At 71.6% G+C, this 15,519-nt stretch carries 19 protein-coding genes; 13 read left to right on the plus strand and 6 right to left on the minus strand.

The annotated features are described in order from the left end of the window. Positions 1 to 34 precede the first annotated feature (34 nt). From ACIRSS_RS00635 to ACIRSS_RS00645, 3 genes are all read right to left on the minus strand, one after another. Entirely contained in the window at positions 35 to 1,534 is a 1,500-nt protein-coding gene (locus ACIRSS_RS00635; protein WP_400888989.1) for a right-handed parallel beta-helix repeat-containing protein, read from the minus strand. 147 nt (positions 1,535 to 1,681) lie between these two features. Next, the gene (locus tag ACIRSS_RS00640; RefSeq protein ID WP_400893312.1) at positions 1,682 to 2,827 is read right to left on the minus strand and encodes a phytase; all 1,146 of its coding nucleotides are present in this window, start codon (positions 2,825 to 2,827) and stop codon (positions 1,682 to 1,684) included. Positions 2,828 to 2,916: 89 nt separating this feature from the next. Then, positions 2,917 to 3,513 carry a TetR family transcriptional regulator gene (locus tag ACIRSS_RS00645; protein ID WP_400888992.1) on the minus strand — a complete coding sequence of 199 codons (597 nt, stop codon included), beginning with the start codon at positions 3,511 to 3,513 and terminating at the stop codon, positions 2,917 to 2,919. Between the two features lie 38 nt (positions 3,514 to 3,551). Here ACIRSS_RS00645 and hisF point away from each other — a divergent pair, with 38 nt between their 5' ends. From hisF to ACIRSS_RS00665, 4 genes are read left to right on the plus strand one after another with little or no spacing between them, the layout of a single operon-like run. Then, positions 3,552 to 4,325 (plus strand): imidazole glycerol phosphate synthase subunit HisF, encoded by a 774-nt coding sequence (gene hisF, locus ACIRSS_RS00650; protein WP_372668787.1) that lies wholly within the window; start codon positions 3,552 to 3,554, stop codon positions 4,323 to 4,325. Further along, positions 4,322 to 4,699: a hypothetical protein gene (locus ACIRSS_RS00655; protein ID WP_400888995.1), complete on the plus strand. Its 378-nt coding sequence runs from the start codon at positions 4,322 to 4,324 to the stop codon at positions 4,697 to 4,699. Before hisF ends, ACIRSS_RS00655 begins: the two co-directional genes overlap by 4 nt. Then, positions 4,696 to 5,058 carry a phosphoribosyl-AMP cyclohydrolase gene (gene hisI, locus ACIRSS_RS00660; protein WP_086841627.1) on the plus strand — a complete coding sequence of 121 codons (363 nt, stop codon included), beginning with the start codon at positions 4,696 to 4,698 and terminating at the stop codon, positions 5,056 to 5,058. The genes ACIRSS_RS00655 and hisI overlap by 4 nt, the downstream gene beginning before the upstream one ends. Continuing rightward, positions 5,055 to 5,408, plus strand: a complete 354-nt coding sequence (locus ACIRSS_RS00665) for a DUF1304 domain-containing protein (protein WP_400888999.1) — start codon at positions 5,055 to 5,057, stop codon at positions 5,406 to 5,408. Before hisI ends, ACIRSS_RS00665 begins: the two co-directional genes overlap by 4 nt. A gap of 1 nt (position 5,409) precedes the next feature. On the opposite strand, the gene ACIRSS_RS00670 is transcribed toward ACIRSS_RS00665, so the two are convergent. Both ACIRSS_RS00670 and ACIRSS_RS00675 read right to left on the minus strand, forming a co-directional pair. Beyond that, positions 5,410 to 5,571, minus strand: a complete 162-nt coding sequence (locus ACIRSS_RS00670) for a DUF397 domain-containing protein (protein ID WP_400889002.1) — start codon at positions 5,569 to 5,571, stop codon at positions 5,410 to 5,412. A 13-nt stretch (positions 5,572 to 5,584) separates the two neighbouring features. After that, a complete protein-coding gene (locus ACIRSS_RS00675; RefSeq protein WP_400889005.1) occupies positions 5,585 to 6,418 on the minus strand; it encodes a Scr1 family TA system antitoxin-like transcriptional regulator in 834 nt (277 codons plus the stop codon). A 198-nt stretch (positions 6,419 to 6,616) separates the two neighbouring features. On the opposite strand from ACIRSS_RS00675, the gene ACIRSS_RS00680 reads away from it, so the two are divergent. After that, complete coding sequence (locus ACIRSS_RS00680) at positions 6,617 to 7,642, plus strand: DUF3592 domain-containing protein (protein WP_400889008.1); 1,026 nt, start codon at positions 6,617 to 6,619, stop codon at positions 7,640 to 7,642. A gap of 38 nt (positions 7,643 to 7,680) precedes the next feature. Continuing rightward, positions 7,681 to 8,640, plus strand: coding sequence for a DUF3592 domain-containing protein (locus tag ACIRSS_RS00685; protein ID WP_400889010.1), 960 nt, complete (start codon positions 7,681 to 7,683; stop codon positions 8,638 to 8,640). On the opposite strand, the gene ACIRSS_RS00690 is transcribed toward ACIRSS_RS00685, so the two are convergent. Beyond that, complete coding sequence (locus ACIRSS_RS00690) at positions 8,621 to 9,235, minus strand: TetR/AcrR family transcriptional regulator (RefSeq protein ID WP_400889013.1); 615 nt, start codon at positions 9,233 to 9,235, stop codon at positions 8,621 to 8,623. The genes ACIRSS_RS00685 and ACIRSS_RS00690 overlap by 20 nt on opposite strands. Positions 9,236 to 9,330: 95 nt before the next feature. Between ACIRSS_RS00690 and ACIRSS_RS00695 the strand changes: the two genes are divergently transcribed. From ACIRSS_RS00695 to ACIRSS_RS00725, 7 genes are all read left to right on the plus strand, one after another. After that, complete coding sequence (locus ACIRSS_RS00695) at positions 9,331 to 10,881, plus strand: anthranilate synthase component I (protein ID WP_400889016.1); 1,551 nt, start codon at positions 9,331 to 9,333, stop codon at positions 10,879 to 10,881. A 31-nt stretch (positions 10,882 to 10,912) separates the two neighbouring features. After that, the gene (locus ACIRSS_RS00700; RefSeq protein ID WP_400893315.1) at positions 10,913 to 11,440 is read left to right on the plus strand and encodes a Trp biosynthesis-associated membrane protein; all 528 of its coding nucleotides are present in this window, start codon (positions 10,913 to 10,915) and stop codon (positions 11,438 to 11,440) included. 124 nt (positions 11,441 to 11,564) lie between these two features. Continuing rightward, entirely contained in the window at positions 11,565 to 12,374 is an 810-nt protein-coding gene (trpC, locus tag ACIRSS_RS00705; protein ID WP_400889019.1) for an indole-3-glycerol phosphate synthase TrpC, read from the plus strand. Further along, the gene (trpB, locus tag ACIRSS_RS00710) at positions 12,371 to 13,606 is read left to right on the plus strand and encodes a tryptophan synthase subunit beta (RefSeq protein WP_400889021.1); all 1,236 of its coding nucleotides are present in this window, start codon (positions 12,371 to 12,373) and stop codon (positions 13,604 to 13,606) included. Before trpC ends, trpB begins: the two co-directional genes overlap by 4 nt. Next, entirely contained in the window at positions 13,603 to 14,394 is a 792-nt protein-coding gene (gene trpA / locus ACIRSS_RS00715) for a tryptophan synthase subunit alpha (protein ID WP_400889023.1), read from the plus strand. The genes trpB and trpA overlap by 4 nt, the downstream gene beginning before the upstream one ends. A gap of 33 nt (positions 14,395 to 14,427) precedes the next feature. Beyond that, a complete protein-coding gene (locus ACIRSS_RS00720; RefSeq protein WP_400889026.1) occupies positions 14,428 to 14,805 on the plus strand; it encodes a MerR family transcriptional regulator in 378 nt (125 codons plus the stop codon). A 60-nt stretch (positions 14,806 to 14,865) separates the two neighbouring features. Then, positions 14,866 to 15,519, plus strand: coding sequence for a peptidoglycan recognition family protein (locus ACIRSS_RS00725; protein WP_400889029.1), 654 nt, complete (start codon positions 14,866 to 14,868; stop codon positions 15,517 to 15,519).

Raw genomic sequence — 15,519 nt, forward strand, 5'->3', positions numbered from 1 at the left:
CTGCTGCACGCGGCCGGAGTGGCCGCGGTCACACTCAGCAGTTGGGCGTCACGCCGTCGAAGGAGGCGCAGTCGTCCTGGTTCCAGGGCTCGTTCTGCCACTGGTCCGGGGTGAGGCTGCGGGAGGTGTCGCCGGCCACGAACGTCCAGGGACCGAAGTAGTCGTTGCTGTACCAGTAGTTGTCCTGGTCGTGGGTGATCGCGTCCTGGACGAGGGTGCCGTGGTACGGGGACCACGCCGGGTACGTGCCGTAATTGGACACCACCGCCATCCGCCCGCACAGGCCGTTGCAGCCCGGCCGGGCCGGGTCGAAGCGGAACGTGTTCGAGTGGATCTCGACCCGCTGGGTCTTCCAGCGGCAGTCGCCGTACAGCGGGTCGTCGTCGATGCCCGGCGCCGAGCACAGCGTCCGGTCGGTGACCAGCTTGGTGCAGCTCGCCGTCGACGTGTTGGCCGGGCTGTTGCAGAAGCGGTCGGCGTTCTCCCACAGCGTGATCGCCGACCAGTTGTCCTCGAACGTGTTGCCGTAGATGTCCAGGACGTCGGTGCGGGCCGGGACGCGCGGTTCGCCGCCGGACTCCGAGAGGTACACCGCCGCCGACGGGAAGTTGTCGCCGCGCGCCGCGCGCCGGCTGCCGGCCACCACGTTGTTGCGGCGGATGGCGTTGTGGCGGATGACGGCGTTGTAGCTGATCTCGTAGAAGATCGCTTCGGCGTCATTGTCCTCGATGACGTTGTCCTCGATCAGGAAATCGTTGTCGTTGGTGTCGGCCCACAGGCCGGCGCCGTGGTTGTGGTGGATCCAGTTGCCGCGCACGTCGGCGCCGTCGACGGCCCAGAATTTGATTCCGCCGCTGCAGCCGCAGCCGGGGTTGCGCGTTTCCCAGTCGTCGACGTTGTTGCCGGAGATTTCGTTGCCCTCGACGACCAGCCCGGTGATCGCGTTGTCGGGGCGGTAGGCGTTCATGCCGTACTGCCCGTTGTCGCGCAGGCAGTTGCCGCGCACTTCCTGGCGGACGCCGGCCATCAGCGCGGCGCCGCGGTTGTTCTGGACGGTGTTGTTCTCGATCACCCAGTGCGCGCCGGAGTCGTGGTTGACCACGCCCTGGTCCTGCGGGGCGACGAAGTTCTGGATGGTGAGGCCGCGGATGACGACGTCCTTGGCCTGCTGCGTGAAAGCGGCGCGGTTCACCGAGCGGCCGTCGAGCACGGCGCCGGGCGCGCCGAGGTAGATGTCGCCGTCCTTCGGGATGACCTGGCCGAACTGGTCCGGGGCCAGCAGGTGCGTCCCCGGCGGCAGCCAGAAGGTCGTCCCCGGCGGCGCGGACTGCGTTTTCACCGACAGGTCGCCCTCGACGGCTGGGTCGACGACCACGGCGCCCGCCGGCGCCTGGGGGTTGAGGGCGGGCTGGTGGTCGCAAACGGCCCCCGTGACTGCGGCAGTGGCGACGGCGGCGGGCGCGACGGCCGGGAAAACGGGGATGACGAAAGCGGCGACGAGCAGGACGACGAGCGCGGAATGGGGGCGCGGCATGCCGTGAACCTACGCGAGATCGATGACGGGAATACCGCCATCAGTGGAATTTTCCGGTCGTGAATGAAAATGCCGGTCACGGTTAAAGAATCACCGTGACCGGCGGACACGACAAATGTCGGACAATGGGTGTCGGTAGAATTCCCCCTAGCGGGGGAGGACGTCGTCGAGCCGGACGAACGCGAATCCCGTGGTCGCGAGGTCGCCCACGGCCGGGCGGCGCTCGCCGTCGTGGACCACCAGGAGGCCGTGCGGGAACCGCTTGCCGAGGGGCGCGGTGCTGATCGCCGAGCCGTCGGAGTGCTCCACCGAGTCCGTGCCCCGGCCCGCGACGATCCGCAGGTCACGCGTGCGCGGGCCGTAGACCACGAACCGCGAGTCGCCCTGGCTGGAGGCGAACAGCGTCCCGTGCGCGACGGCGAGACCCTCGGCGTCGGCCGTCAGCCACTTGCCGCCGAAGCCGGGGTCGGCACCGTCGGGCACGCACTCCTCGGTGGCCGCGTCCCACCGCTGCGGGACGCCGTACGAGCGCACGCGGTCGACCAGCTCGGGCCGCCCGAAGCCGCGGGACGTGACCGGGATCCGCCAGATCCCGACGTCCTCCTGCGCGGTGTAGAGCACCCGGCCGTCGAACACGGACCCCTCCAGCTGCGGCCCCTCGCCCGGCTCCTCGCACGGCGACCACGTCGTGCCGTCCGGCAGGCGGAAGGAGGACGGCAGGTCGACGGTGGCCAGCTTCGCGGTGCCGACGGCGCCGCCGGGCAGGTCGACGAGCTTCAGCAGCGCCACCCGCGTCTCGTGGCGCCGGGTGACCGCCACCCAGCGGATCCCGGTGACCGGGTCGCGGCCCGCGGCCAGGCCGTAGGCGGTGCGCTGCTCGTCCACATCGGACTCCGGGAACACGCGCGCGGCGGCGGGGCCGGTGACGTCCCGCAGGACGTCCGCTCCGGCCGCGGCGCCGCGCGGGTCGATCCGGTAGACGCGGACCTGGTCCCGGCCCCGGTCGCTGACGACGGCGAGGTCGCCGACGACGTCGACGTTGTTGAACCGCCCGCCCGGCCCGGCCGGGACGAGCTGCAGGGTCCGCGCGTCCAGGTCGAACGCCGCCAGGCCGCCCTCCTTGAGCGTCCCGAGCACGACGCTGCGGGCGGAGTCGTGGGGGTGGACCCAGATGGCGGGGTCGTCGGCGTCGGCGGGCTCGGTGAAGGCCTGGGTCTGGAGCACCGGCGCGGGATCGCGGGGCGCGGCGGAGGCGGGGACGGCGGTCAGCAGCGAAAGGGCGGCGACGGCCACCGGAAGGAATCTGCGCACGCGCGGCAAAGTAGACGAATCGGATGGCCGGGACGTGAACGAGCGGTGTGGCGCAGCCCCCGGTTTCCAGCTTACGCGGGGGGACCGACAGTTTCGCGGCCGTCGAGGTAGTACTGCGCCACCGGGGCGAGCAGCGCGACGATCTCCTCGTCGTCCGCGTCGGCCAGCGGGGGCAGCTTGATGACGTACCGCAGCAGCGCCATCCCGATCATCTGCGCCGCGATCCCGGTGACGCGGATCTTCGGCACGTCCAGCGCGCGCGCCACCTCGGCCAGGACCGTGCGCTCGATGAACTGGCGCATCATCAGCGCCACCTGCTCGTTCGTCGCCGCCGCGCGGAGCATCGCGAGGAACGGCGTGCGTCCCTCGGGTGCCGCCCAGACCGCCAGGAAGGCCCGCACCAGGCGTTCGCCGACGCCGTCGCGCGGACCCGCCAAGATGGCCGGGACCAGCGACGCCGGGTTGACGGGCAGGTTCATCGCCGCCGCGAACAGCGCCTGCTTGCTGCCGAAGAAGTGGTGCAGCAGGGCCGCGTTGACGCCCGCGTCGGCGGCGATCCCGCGGACCGTCGCGCCGTCGTACCCCAGCTCGGCGAACCGGTGCCGGGCCGCGTCGAGGATCTTCTCGCGCGTCTCCGTCTGCCCCGGCCGCCGTCCCGCCCGTGCCATCGTCCGAGCTTAGAAGACCGGTGACTACGCTGGTGGGCATGTCTGTCGCGGTGCGGGTGATCCCCTGTCTCGACGTCGACGCGGGCCGGGTCGTGAAGGGCGTCAACTTCGCCGGCCTCCGCGACGCCGGCGACCCCGTCGAGCTGGCCCGGCGCTACGACGCCGAGGGAGCCGACGAGCTGACGTTCCTCGACGTCACGGCCTCCTCCGGCGACCGCGAGACCACCTACGACGTCGTCCGCCGCACCGCCGAGCAGGTCTTCATCCCGCTCACCGTCGGGGGCGGCGTCCGCAGCAACGACGACGTCAACCGGCTCCTGCGCACCGGCGCCGACAAGGTGAGCATCAACACCGCCGCCATCGCCCGGCCGGAGTTCCTCAGCGAAGCGTCGAGACGGTTCGGCGCCCAGTGCATCGTCCTGTCGGTCGACGCGCGCCGCGTGCCCGAGGGCGGCGAGCCGACCGCGTCCGGCTTCGAGGTCACCACCCACGGCGGCCGCCGCGGCACCGGCATCGACGCCGTCGAGTGGGCCGCGCGCGGGGAGGAGCTCGGCGTCGGCGAGATCCTGCTCAACTCCATGGACGCCGACGGCACCAAGAACGGCTTCGACCTCGAGCTCATCGAGCTCGTCCGCAAGGCCGTGCGCGTCCCGGTGATCGCCAGCGGGGGAGCGGGCGCGGTCGAGCACTTCCTGCCCGCGGTGAAGACGGGCGCCGACGCGGTGCTCGCGGCCAGCGTGTTCCACTTCGGACAGTTGAAGATCGGCGACGTCAAGGACGCGCTGCGCGAAGGCGGGGTCGAGGTCCGGTGAAGTCCTGGCAGGCACCCGTCGAGGTGAAGGTCACCGCCGCGCTGCTGGTCGGGCTGCCGCTCGCGTGGGCGCTGCTCGACCTGATCCCGGTGCTGAGCGCCGGGTCGGGCCTCGAGATCTACCGGATGCCCGCGCTCGCGCTCATCCTCGGCGGCGTCGTGACGACCGGGCTCGTGCTCAAGATGGGCAGCGCCCGCATCGGCGGCCTGGTCGTCAGCGTCGTCTTCGCGCTGCTGCACGCGTTCCTCCTGCTCGGCGCCGCGCTCTGGTGGAACAAGCTGTTCTCCGGCCTGTCCTTCGCCGGGTACGGCTACGCCTTCGTCCTGTTGAACTCGATGCCGCTCAAGCGGCACATCCTGGGAGTACGGGCATGACCCTGGACGCGGCCGTTTCGGCGCGCCTCAAGCGCAACGCCGACGGCCTGATCGCCGCGGTCGTCGTCGAGCACGCCACTTCGGACGTGCTGATGATGGCCTGGATGAACGACGACGCCCTCGCGGCGACGCTGGCCACCCGCCGCGGCACGTACTGGTCCCGCAGCCGGCAGAAGCTGTGGGTCAAGGGCGAGACGTCCGGCCACTACCAGCACGTCCGCGAGGTGCGGATCGACTGCGACGGCGATACGGTCCTGCTGCGCGTCGACCAGACCGGCCCGGCCTGTCACACCGGCACGCACACCTGTTTCGACACCGAGGAGCGCCTGCTCCTGGCCGACGAGAAAGAGCACGCGTGACCATCGTCGCCGACGTCCTGATCGGGCTGGTCGCCCTGATCCACGTCTACATCGTCGTCCTCGAGATGTTCCTCTGGACGACCCCGCGCGCCCGCGCGGCCTTCGGCACGACGCCGGAGTTCGCCGAGGAGTCCAAGACGCTGGCCGCGAACCAGGGGCTGTACAACGGCTTCCTCGCGCTGGCCCTCGTCTGGGGCCTGGTCGCCGGCCAGTTCCAGCTCCAGCTGTACGGCCTGGTCTGCGTGATCATCGCGGGCCTCTACGGCGCCGCGACGGCCAGCAAGCGGATCCTGTTCGTGCAGGTGCTGCCGGGCGCGCTGGCGCTGATCGCGCTGCTGCTGGCGCGGTAGGTCAGCGCAACCGGTCGAGAACGGAACGCCAGGCTCGCGCGGAGACGGTCAGCTGGCCGGCTTGGCGGGCCTTGGTGTCCCGCACGCCCACGACCGGCCCCAGCGCCACCTCGACGCAGCTGTAGTTTTCCCCGCTGTGCGAGGATTTCCGCCAAACGGCCATGTGGTCGCCTCCGCTAGGGTGCTGCCTCTCCGAGCAGTTCCCGGGAGGCGGCTTCGCTCAACGCCTGCTCGCCGAGCATCTTAACAACCCCCTGGTGGGCGAGCGTTTGCGTTTCTTCATGCAGGAATGCGCTCGAGTGGGCGTGTTCCACGAAGGTGATCGGCGGCGTGCCGGGGAACTCGTAGATCTCGAACGGGCCCAGCAGACCGGTGTGGTAGCCAAGCCCGGACCGCACGATCCGTACGGAAACGTTCCTCAGCTGCGATATTTCGAGCAGATGATCGATCTGGTCGGACATGATCGCCGGGCTGCCGATGTTTTCCCGCAGCGCCCATTCGCCGATCAGGGCGCGGAACAGGACCGGGTCCCGCTGCTTCAGCACTCGCTGGCGCTTGAGGCGGATGCGCAGGCGCCGGTCGGCTTCCTCGATCGGGACCGAAGAAGCCTCCATGATCGACCGGATGTAGTCCGGGGTCTGGAGCAGCCCGGGCACGAGCAGGGGTGACCAGGTGGTGATCTTGCTGGCGGCGCTTTCCAGCGCCAGTAATGCCGTGAGGGCATGCGAGATGTCGGCGTTGCTCGACGCGAGCCAATTGGGTTCGCGGGCGTGGCGGGCGAGCGTCCGGATCCGGTCGCGTTGCTCCCCGCGGATACCGAGCAGCGCGAGAATCGCCGACACGTCCTCGACGCTCGGCAGGCGCTGCCCCTTCTCCCACGCCGACAACAGCTGCGGCAGGATCCCCAGCTCGTCGGCGAGCGCGCGCAGACCGACGTTGCGTGCTTCGCGTTCTTCGCGCAGTGAAGCGGCGAGAGTGCGCGCGGCGGGCCCCGAAGACGTTGGCTTCATGAGCCGATAATACGAATCTCGTCGATTCCCCGAATGTGCGAACGGTGTCCACGAAATGCGAGAAATCGCCATTCCGTCCGGCATCCGGGTGACGACCGCCTGCTCACTTGCACGTTCGACGTGGCCGTCCGGTTGCCTTCGTCCCCTGTGCCTTTTCTCGCAGCATCACCGCGGCTCACGAGCTCCTAAGCTCGGCTGATGGATCCCTTCGGCGGTTTCGTCCGGCGGCGGTGGGTGTGGTTCGCCCTCCCGGCGGCCGTGGTGGCCGTCTTTTCCGTTTCCGCGGAGGTGGTGGCGGCTCACGGGATGGTTCCGGTCCTCGTCGTCGCGTTCGTCGCGGTGTCCGGCTGCGTGGTACTGGGTGTCCGGCGCCTGCGGGTGTCGGCCCGGAACCGCGCCGCCGCGGGCGAGGACGGTTTCGCGGGCTGGCTGCCGCCGCCGACGGCGCACGACCACGACCGCCGGATCGACTTCGCGGCCGAAACCGTGCGGCTGCGCCGGATCGCGCGTCGCGCGTCTTCGCTCGTCCTCGTCTGGGTGGCGCTGGCCGGAGGCGGGAGCACCGGCCTGGTCCTGCTCGACCGGGCCGCCGACGAGCTCCTCGCGACCGGCGCCCGGATCCCCGGCGAAGTGGTGTCCGTGCAGAACCACAGCCGGGGCGGGATGACGTTCCGGGTGCGCTACGGCACGCGGACCGCGACGGTCGTCCGCGACTCGAAGCACCCCTACCACGTCGGCGAGCAGGTCACCGTGATCGCCGACCGCGCCGACCCGGACCGGGTGCGCACCTCGTCCGAGGAGAACGAGAACGAGTTCGCCGTCAACCTCGGGATCGTCTCGATCGTGGCCGGCTCGCTCGGGACGCCGGTCGCCGCACTGGCCGCGGTGGGCTGGTGGCGCCGGGCCCGAGCGGTCGCGGCCACCGGGTGGCGGAACGCGACCGTCGACATCGTGCGCGTGATCTCCTACCACGGCCGCTCGCCGAGGCGGGCGCCGCCGGAAATCCGCGTCCGCTACCGCGAGGGCACCGGGATCCGGCTGCGGGCCGTGTCTTCGACGCACGGGGCCAACGCGCTGGCGGACTTCACCGACCGGCTCGCGTGGGTGGGCGGCTGGGGGCGGCACGTGGTCGTCCTGTTCCCGAACGGCCCGCGCCGCCCGGGTCCGTACGCGGTGCCGGCGTTCGCGACGACCCGGCGCACCGAAGGCGGGGGTCACCGGTGAAGGGGCGTGCGGGGTGGCTTGCCCTGATCGTCGCCGCGGTGCTCGTTTTCCTGTTCTTCGGCGCGGGCACGGCGTACTCGCTGCTGACTCCGGACTACGCCTTCGCCGACGGTGAACTCCTCGGCGAGGCCGTCATCCTGACCGGTTCCCTGGCGCTCGCCGCGTTCGGCGTCCGCCGCCTGCGCGCGGCCGACGTGCGGCTGCGCGACAGCGTGCCGGACTTCGGCGCCTGGCTGCCCGGGCGCGACGGTTCCCACGGCGAAGACCGCGTCGACCTCGGCGCCCGGACCGCACGCCTGCGCCGGACCGCCCGCCGGGCCACGGCGATCGCGGGCGCCTGGGCCGTGTTGTTCGCGGGCGGCCTCGCCACCGTGATCGCCGCCGACCACGCGGCGGCGGACCTCCTCGCCACCGGCGTCCACACCGAGGGCACGGTGCTGTCGGTCGGGAAGCAGGGCCGGGGCACGCCGACGTTCTGGGTGCGCTACCACTCGCCGGGTGCGTCCTGGACCGAGGAGATCGTCCGCGATTCCGGGCGCGCGTACCAGGAGGGCGAGGCGGTGACCGTGGTCTACGACCCGGCCGACCCGGCGCACGTCCGCACCGAGGACGAAACGAACGAAGACCAGGTCCAGTACGGCTTCGGCATGGTCGCGGTGCTGGTTGCCCTGTTCGGCCTGCCGTTCTGGATCGGGCGGGCGGCGGGCTGGTGGCGCCGGATCCGGGCCGTCGAGCGCACCGGGTGGCGGCGAGCCCGCGTGAGCGAGGGGCCGGGACCGCACGACGGGCGGCACCTGGACGCGAAGTTCCGCGACGGGACGGGCGTCACGCTCCGCCGCTCCTGGGCGTTCCTCCGCCTGTCGCCGTCGGCCGGCTGGAAGAACAAGCAGGCCTGGGTCGGCGGCTGGGGCAGGACGATGGTCGTGGGGACCGAGGACGCCCCCTACGTCCTGGCCGTCCATGCGACCGGGGAGCGGGTCAGCCGATCTCGCCCGTGAGGTAGCGCTGCAGGTTGGGCGCCACCGCGCGCACCAGGACCTCGACCTCCGCGGTGGCGAACGGCTCGAACTTCGCCACGTACCGGATCATGCCCATGCCGACCATCTGGGACGCGCAGAGCGTCATCCGCAGCGCCACGTCGTCCGAGCCGATCGACGAGATCAGCGCGGTGAAGAACTTCTGGAAGAAGTCGCGCAGCACGTGCGCGGCCTGCTCGTGGCTGGTGATGCTGCGGATGAGCGCCACGAACACCCCGCCGCCCGCGCTGTCCCAGCGGGTGATGAACGTGCGGACGATGCGCTCGCCGAGCTCGTCGTCCGGGCCGTCGCGCAGGACGCCCAGCAGTTCCAGCGGGTCGAACGGCAGCTTGAGCACCGCCTGGGCGAACAGGCCCTCCTTGCCGCCGAACCAGTGGTTGACCATCGCCGCGTCGACGCCCGCGTGGGTGGCGATCGCGCGCACCGTCGCGCCGTCGTAGCCGTTCTCGGCGAACACGGTCCGGGCCGCCTCGACCAGCGCCGTGCGGGTGTCCTGGCCGGCGGGCCGCCGGCCGCGGCGGCGCGAAGTAGGCTCGGTGCTGTCGGTGGTGCTCACGGTCCCATCATGACCCACGTCCACCCTGAATTCAACAATCATTGAATTCAGGGTCCAGGAGAACCCCCAACGAGGGGTGCAGCACAATGAGGGCCATGGTCAGCGCATCCACCGGTCCCGGCTCGGTCAGTCCCTCCCGCGAAGACTTCCGCGCCCTCGCCGAGAGCCGCCGGGTGATCCCGGTCGTGCGCCGGGTCCTCGCCGACGGCGAGACGCCGATCGGGGTCTACCGCAAGCTCGCCGCCGACCGGCCGGGCACGTTCCTGTTCGAGTCCGCGGAGAACGGTGCCTCCTGGACGCGCTGGTCGTTCATCGGCGTCCGCAGCCCGGCCGCGCTGACCGTCCGCGCCGGGGAAGCGGTCTGGACCGGCACGCCGCCGGTCGGCCTGCCGTCGGAGGGCAACCCGCTGACCGTGCTGCGCGAAACGATCGAAGCGCTGCACACCGAGCCGCTGCCCGGTTTGCCGCCGCTCACCGGTGGCATGGTCGGCTACATCGGCTACGACTCCGTGCGCTGGCTGGAAAAGCTGCCCGAGCTGGCCGAGCGCGACCTCGACATCCCCGAGCTGACCATGCTCCTGGCGACCGACCTCGCGGCGTTCGACCACCACGAGGGCACGGTCACGCTCATCGCGAACGCCGTCAACTGGGACGACTCGCCCGAGCGCGTGGACGCGGCCTACGACGACGCCGTCGCCCGGCTGAACGCGATGACCGAGCAGCTCCAGGTGGCCGCGCCGGCCACCGTCGCGGCGTTCGAGCGGCCCGTGCCGGAGTTCGTCCGCAAGCGGTCCAAGGAAGACTTCCACGCGGCCGTCGAGAAGGCCGTCGAGGCGATCAAGGCCGGCGAAGCGTTCCAGATCGTGCCGTCGCAACGGTTCGAGATCCCGACCGCGGCCGACGCGCTCGACATCTACCGCGTGCTGCGGACGTCCAACCCGAGCCCGTACATGTACCTGCTGCGGCTCGAAGGCTTCGACATCGTCGGCTCCAGCCCGGAGTCCCTCGTCACCGTGCGGGACGGCCGCGCGACCACGCACCCGATCGCGGGCACGCGCTGGCGCGGCGCCGACCCGGAGGAGGACGCCCAGCTGGCCAAGGACCTGCTGGCCGACGAGAAGGAGCGCGCCGAGCACCTGATGCTCGTCGACCTCGGGCGCAACGACCTCGGCAAGGTCTGCAAGCCGGGCACCGTGCGGGTCGTCGACTTCTTCCAGATCGAGCGCTACAGCCACGTCATGCACATCGTGTCGACCGTCACCGGCGAGCTGGCCGAGGGCAAGACGGCGTTCGACGCGGTCACCGCGTGCTTCCCGGCCGGGACGCTCTCGGGCGCGCCGAAGGTCCGCGCGATGCAGCTGATCGAGGAGCTGGAGCCGGTCCGCCGCGCGCTCTACGGCGGGGTCGTCGGCTACCTCGACTTCGCCGGCGACGCCGATACCGCGATCGCGATCCGCACCGCGCTGGTCAAGGACGGGATCGCGCACGTCCAGGCGGGCGGCGGGGTGGTCGCCGACTCGGTGCCGGACTACGAGGACACCGAGTCGCTCAACAAGGCCAAGACCGTGCTCTCGGCCGTCGCCGCCGCGCAGACGATGGTGGCGGCGGGCTCCCTCGACCCGGCCGCGGACTCCGCGCATGTCTGAGGAGACCACGCCCTCGCGGCGTCCACTGTGGATGATCGTGGTCGCGCTCCTGCTGGGCGCGCTCGCGCTGTGGGGTGCGTCACGGCTGACGTGGTTCGCCGAGTTCCGCGACGGTGGCGTGCGCGGCACGATCCTGTACCGCGAGACCGGCGAGCAGCGCGCGACGGCGCTCGTGCCGCTGGCCCTGCTGGCGCTGGCCGGCGTGGCCGGGGTGATCGCGACCGGCGGCTGGGCGCGGCGCGTGTTGGGCGTCGTGCTGGCGCTGGCGGGCGTCGCCGCGGTCTGGTCGGGCGTGTCCGGCGTGCGGTTCTCCGGCTGGGCCGACGGGTTGCCCGTCACGCAGATGCTGCTGGGCCGCGGCCTGGCCGTGCTCGGGGGAATTCTCGTCGCCGCCGGCGGGTTGGCAGCCGTCAAGGGCGCGGCGAAGACGGCGCGGCTGGGCACCAAGTACGCGGCACCGGCCACGCGCAAGAAGGCTCGGGATCCGGACGCCGAGCTGTGGGAAGCGCTGTCGGAAGGAGAGGATCCGACCGACGTCCGGGGGAGGCATTCGGAGTAACGCGCGCACCCGGAACCGGGCGCTCCAGATGCGGGGGTTAGCATCGTTTCGGCGGGAAGGGGAAGGTTTTTGTGAGCGACCTTGCGAAGGAAACCGTGAGCGCGTACCCGGACGGGGGCGTCCGGTGACCGTGCTCGAAGACATCGTCGCCGGCGTGCGCGAGGACCTCGCGGCACGCGAGGCCGTGCTGCCGTTCGACGAGCTGAAGATCCGCGCGGCGGCCGCCCCGGCGCCCCGCGACGTGATGTCCGCGCTGCGCGAGTCCGGCATCGGCGTCATCGCCGAGGTCAAGCGGCGCAGCCCCTCCAAGGGCGACCTGGCCGACATCCCCGACCCGGCCGCGCTGGCGAAGGACTACGAAGACGGCGGCGCGCGCGTCATCAGCGTGCTCACCGAGCAGCGCCGGTTCGGCGGCTCGCTGGCCGACCTCGACGCGGTCCGCGCGGCGGTCGACATCCCGATCCTGCGCAAGGACTTCATCGTCAGCCCCTACCAGGTGCACGAGGCCCGCCTGCACGGCGCCGACATGGTGCTGCTGATCGTCGCCGCGCTGGAGCAGAACGCGCTCGCCGCGCTGCTCGACCGCGTCGAGTCCCTGGGCATGACCGCGCTGGTGGAGATCCACAACGCCGAGGAGGCCGACAAGGCCCTCGAGGCGGGCGCCAAGGTCATCGGCGTCAACGCGCGCAACCTGCACACCCTCGAGGTGGACCGCGACGTCTTCTCGCGGCTGGCCCCCGGCCTGCCGATGGACGTCTACAAGGTCGCCGAGTCGGGCGTCCGCGGGCCGGGCGACCTGATGTCCTACGCCGGCCACGGCGCCGACGCGGTGCTGGTCGGCGAGGGGCTCGTCGCGTCCGGCGACCCGAAGGGCGCCCTGGTCAAGCTGGTCACCGCCGGCTCCCACCCCGCCTGCCCGAGGCCCTCGCGGTGACCGAAGAGCACGGTGCTGAACAGCCTCACAACGTCGGCACGCACGACCCGGACGAGCGCGGCTACTACGGCCCGTACGGCGGCCGGTTCATGCCGGAGGCGCTGATCGGCGTCGTCGACGAGGTCGCCGCCGAGTACGACAAGGCCCGCCACGACCCGGAGTTCCTGAACGAGTTCAACCGCCTGCTTCGCGACTACGCCGGCCGTCCGTCGCTGCTCACCGAGGCCAAGCGCTTCGGCGAGCACGCCGGCGGCGCGCGGGTCTTCCTCAAGCGCGAAGACCTGAACCACACCGGCTCGCACAAGATCAACAACGTGCTGGGCCAGGCGCTGCTCACCAAGCGGATGGGCAAGAAGCGCGTGATCGCCGAGACCGGCGCGGGCCAGCACGGCGTCGCGACGGCCACCGCGTGCGCGCTGCTCGACCTCGACTGCGTCGTCTACATGGGCGAGGTCGACACCGAGCGCCAGGCGCTGAACGTGGCCCGCATGCGGCTGCTCGGCGCCGAGGTGATCCCGGTCAAGACCGGGTCGCGGACGCTGAAGGACGCGATCAACGAGGCGCTGCGCGACTGGGTGACCAACGCCGACACCACGCACTACCTGTTCGGCACGGCCGCCGGTCCGGCGCCGTTCCCGGCGATGGTCCGCAACTTCCACCACGTCATCGGCACCGAGGCCCGCGAGCAGATCCTCGAGCAGGCCGGGCGCCTGCCCGACGTCGTCGCGGCGTGCGTCGGCGGCGGGTCCAACGCGATCGGCATCTTCTCCGGCTTCTACGACGATCCGTCCGTGCGGCTGGTCGGCCTGGAGCCGGGCGGCGAGGGCATCGAAGGCAACCGCCACGGCGCGACGCTCACCAAGGGCACCCCGGGCAACCTGCACGGCGCGATGACGTACCTGCTGCAGGACGAGGACGGCCAGACGGTCGAGTCGCACTCGATCTCGGCCGGGCTCGACTACCCGGGCGTCGGCCCGGAGCACGCGTGGCTCAAGGACACCGGCCGCGCCGAGTACCGGCCGGTCACCGACGCCGAGGCGATGGACGCGTTCAAGCTGCTGTCCCGCACCGAGGGCATCATCCCGGCGATCGAGTCGGCGCACGCGCTGGCCGGCGCGCTGGTGCTGGGCCGCGAGCTGGGCCCGGACGGCCTGATCGTCGTCAACCTTTCGGGCCGCGGCGACAAGGACATGGACACGGCGGCGAAGTGGTTCGGGCTGGTGAACGGATGAGCGGGCTGGACGACCTCTTCGCGACGACGCGCGCGGAGGGCCGCGCCGCGCTGGTCGGCTACCTCCCGGCCGGGTTCCCCACGGTGGACGGCTCGAAGGACCTGATCGCGGCGTGCGTCGACGGCGGCGCGGACCTGATCGAGGTCGGCGTCCCGTATTCGGACCCGGTGATGGACGGCCCGACGATCCAGGCCGCGTCGGTGACCGCGCTGGACAACGGGTTCCGCCTCAAGCACGTGTTCGAGGTCGTCGAGTCGATCTCGGCCCGCGGCGGCCGCTCGGTCGTCATGACGTACTGGAACCCGGTGAACCGCTACGGCGTGGACCGCTTCGCGCGTGACCTCGCTTCGGCGGGCGGGCTCGGCTTGATCACGCCGGACCTGATCCCGGACGAGGCCGGCGCGTGGATGACGGCTTCCGACGAGCATGGTCTGGACCGGATCTTCCTGGTGGCGCCTTCGTCGTCGGAGGAACGGCTGGCCTTGACGGCGGGGGCGTCCTCGGGGTTCATCTACGCCACCGCGGTGATGGGCGTGACGGGCGCGCGCGACCAGGTGGGCGCGGGAGCGGAGACGCTGGTCCGCCGCACGCGGGCCCACACGGACCTGCCGATCGGCGTGGGTCTGGGCGTCCGGTCGGGCGACCAGGCGGCCGAGGTGGCGTCGTTCGCGGACGCGGTGATCGTGGGCTCGGCCCTGGTCACGGCGGCGGCGGAGGGCGCGTCCGGCGTCCGGGCGCTGTCGTCGGAGCTGGCCGAGGGCGTGCGCCGGGCGGTCGCCACCGCTTGACCTGGAGCGCACTCCAGGTGCCACTCTGGGTTGGTGACGTCCTACACCCCGGCCCAGGTGACCGAAAAGACCGGTTTCACGATCGACACGTTGCGGTACTACGAGCGCATCGGCCTGCTCCACGAAGTGGGCCGAACGGCCGGCGGGCGCCGGTTCTTCACCGAGCAGGACGTGGAGTTCCTGCAGCTGCTGCGGTGCTTGCGGTACACGGGCATGCCGGTGGCCGAGATGCTGCGGTTCGTGGAGCTGCTGCGGTCAGGTGAGGCGACGCGCGAGGAGCGGGTCGACGTGCTCCGGGAGCACGAGGCCCGGGTGGCGTCTCAAATCGCGCGGCTGCAGGAGCACCGGGAGCACATCCAGTTCAAGATCCGGCTGTACAGCGGTTCGGGGCAGCTGGCCTCGGCGGGCTGAGCCGCCGGCGCCCCGCCCGTTTGTACGAAAGCTGTACGCGGGCGGCCCAAGCTCTCTCCCATGGACCTCAGCCACCTCCCGCGGCGCATCTTTCTTCGCGGCGCCGCCGGCCTGGTCGCCGCGGGCGCGACCGGACTCCTGCTCCCCGGAGCCGCCCGAGCACAAGCCGGCCCGCGGATCTACTCGTGCGCCGAGTGGGGTGCGCGGCCGCCCGCCGATGCCCTCACCACCCTCGACCACCCCGCCAACCGCGTACTGATCCACCACATCGCCTGCCCCAACAGCACCGACTACTCCCTGGCCCACGCCTTCCAGGTCGCCCGGGACGACCAGCACGACCACATCGACAACAACGGCTGGTCCGACACCGGGCAGCACTTCACCGTCAGCCGCGGCGGGTACCGGCTCGAAGGGCGGCACGGCAGCCTCGACGCCCTGCTCGGCGGCACCACCATGATCCAGGGCGCGCACTGCCCCGGGCAGAACACCAACGCCATCGGCATCGAGAACGAAGGCACCTACACCAGCGTCGAGCCGCCCGAGGCGCAGTGGGCGTCCCTCGTGACCTTCTGCGCCTTCATCTGCCGCCAGTACGGCATTCCCGTCGCCGAGATCAAGGGCCACCGCGACTTCTACAACACCGAGTGCCCCGGCGACCGCCTCTACGCCAAGCTGCCGCAGCTGCGCGAGGAGGTCGCCGGGGCACTGCGGTGA

The organism is Amycolatopsis sp. NPDC101161, from assembly GCF_044768185.1.
Classification (GTDB): Bacteria; Actinomycetota; Actinomycetes; order Mycobacteriales; family Pseudonocardiaceae; genus Amycolatopsis.

Bases quoted from the DNA above. Each gene is read 5' to 3' on its own strand.
- ACIRSS_RS00635 (WP_400888989.1), bottom strand. From the start codon at position 1,534: ATGCCGCGCCCCCATTCCGCGCTCGTCGTCCTGCTCGTCGCCGCTTTC.
- ACIRSS_RS00645 (WP_400888992.1), bottom strand. From the start codon at position 3,513: ATGGCACGGGCGGGACGGCGGCCGGGGCAGACGGAGACGCGCGAGAAG.
- hisF (WP_372668787.1), top strand. From the start codon at position 3,552: ATGTCTGTCGCGGTGCGGGTGATCCCCTGTCTCGACGTCGACGCGGGC.
- hisI (WP_086841627.1), top strand. From the start codon at position 4,696: ATGACCCTGGACGCGGCCGTTTCGGCGCGCCTCAAGCGCAACGCCGAC.
- ACIRSS_RS00670 (WP_400889002.1), bottom strand. From the start codon at position 5,571: ATGGCCGTTTGGCGGAAATCCTCGCACAGCGGGGAAAACTACAGCTGC.
- ACIRSS_RS00675 (WP_400889005.1), bottom strand. From the start codon at position 6,418: ATGAAGCCAACGTCTTCGGGGCCCGCCGCGCGCACTCTCGCCGCTTCA.
- ACIRSS_RS00680 (WP_400889008.1), top strand. From the start codon at position 6,617: ATGGATCCCTTCGGCGGTTTCGTCCGGCGGCGGTGGGTGTGGTTCGCC.
- ACIRSS_RS00695 (WP_400889016.1), top strand. From the start codon at position 9,331: ATGGTCAGCGCATCCACCGGTCCCGGCTCGGTCAGTCCCTCCCGCGAA.
- ACIRSS_RS00700 (WP_400893315.1), top strand. From the start codon at position 10,913: ATGATCGTGGTCGCGCTCCTGCTGGGCGCGCTCGCGCTGTGGGGTGCG.
- trpA (WP_400889023.1), top strand. From the start codon at position 13,603: ATGAGCGGGCTGGACGACCTCTTCGCGACGACGCGCGCGGAGGGCCGC.
- ACIRSS_RS00725 (WP_400889029.1), top strand. From the start codon at position 14,866: ATGGACCTCAGCCACCTCCCGCGGCGCATCTTTCTTCGCGGCGCCGCC.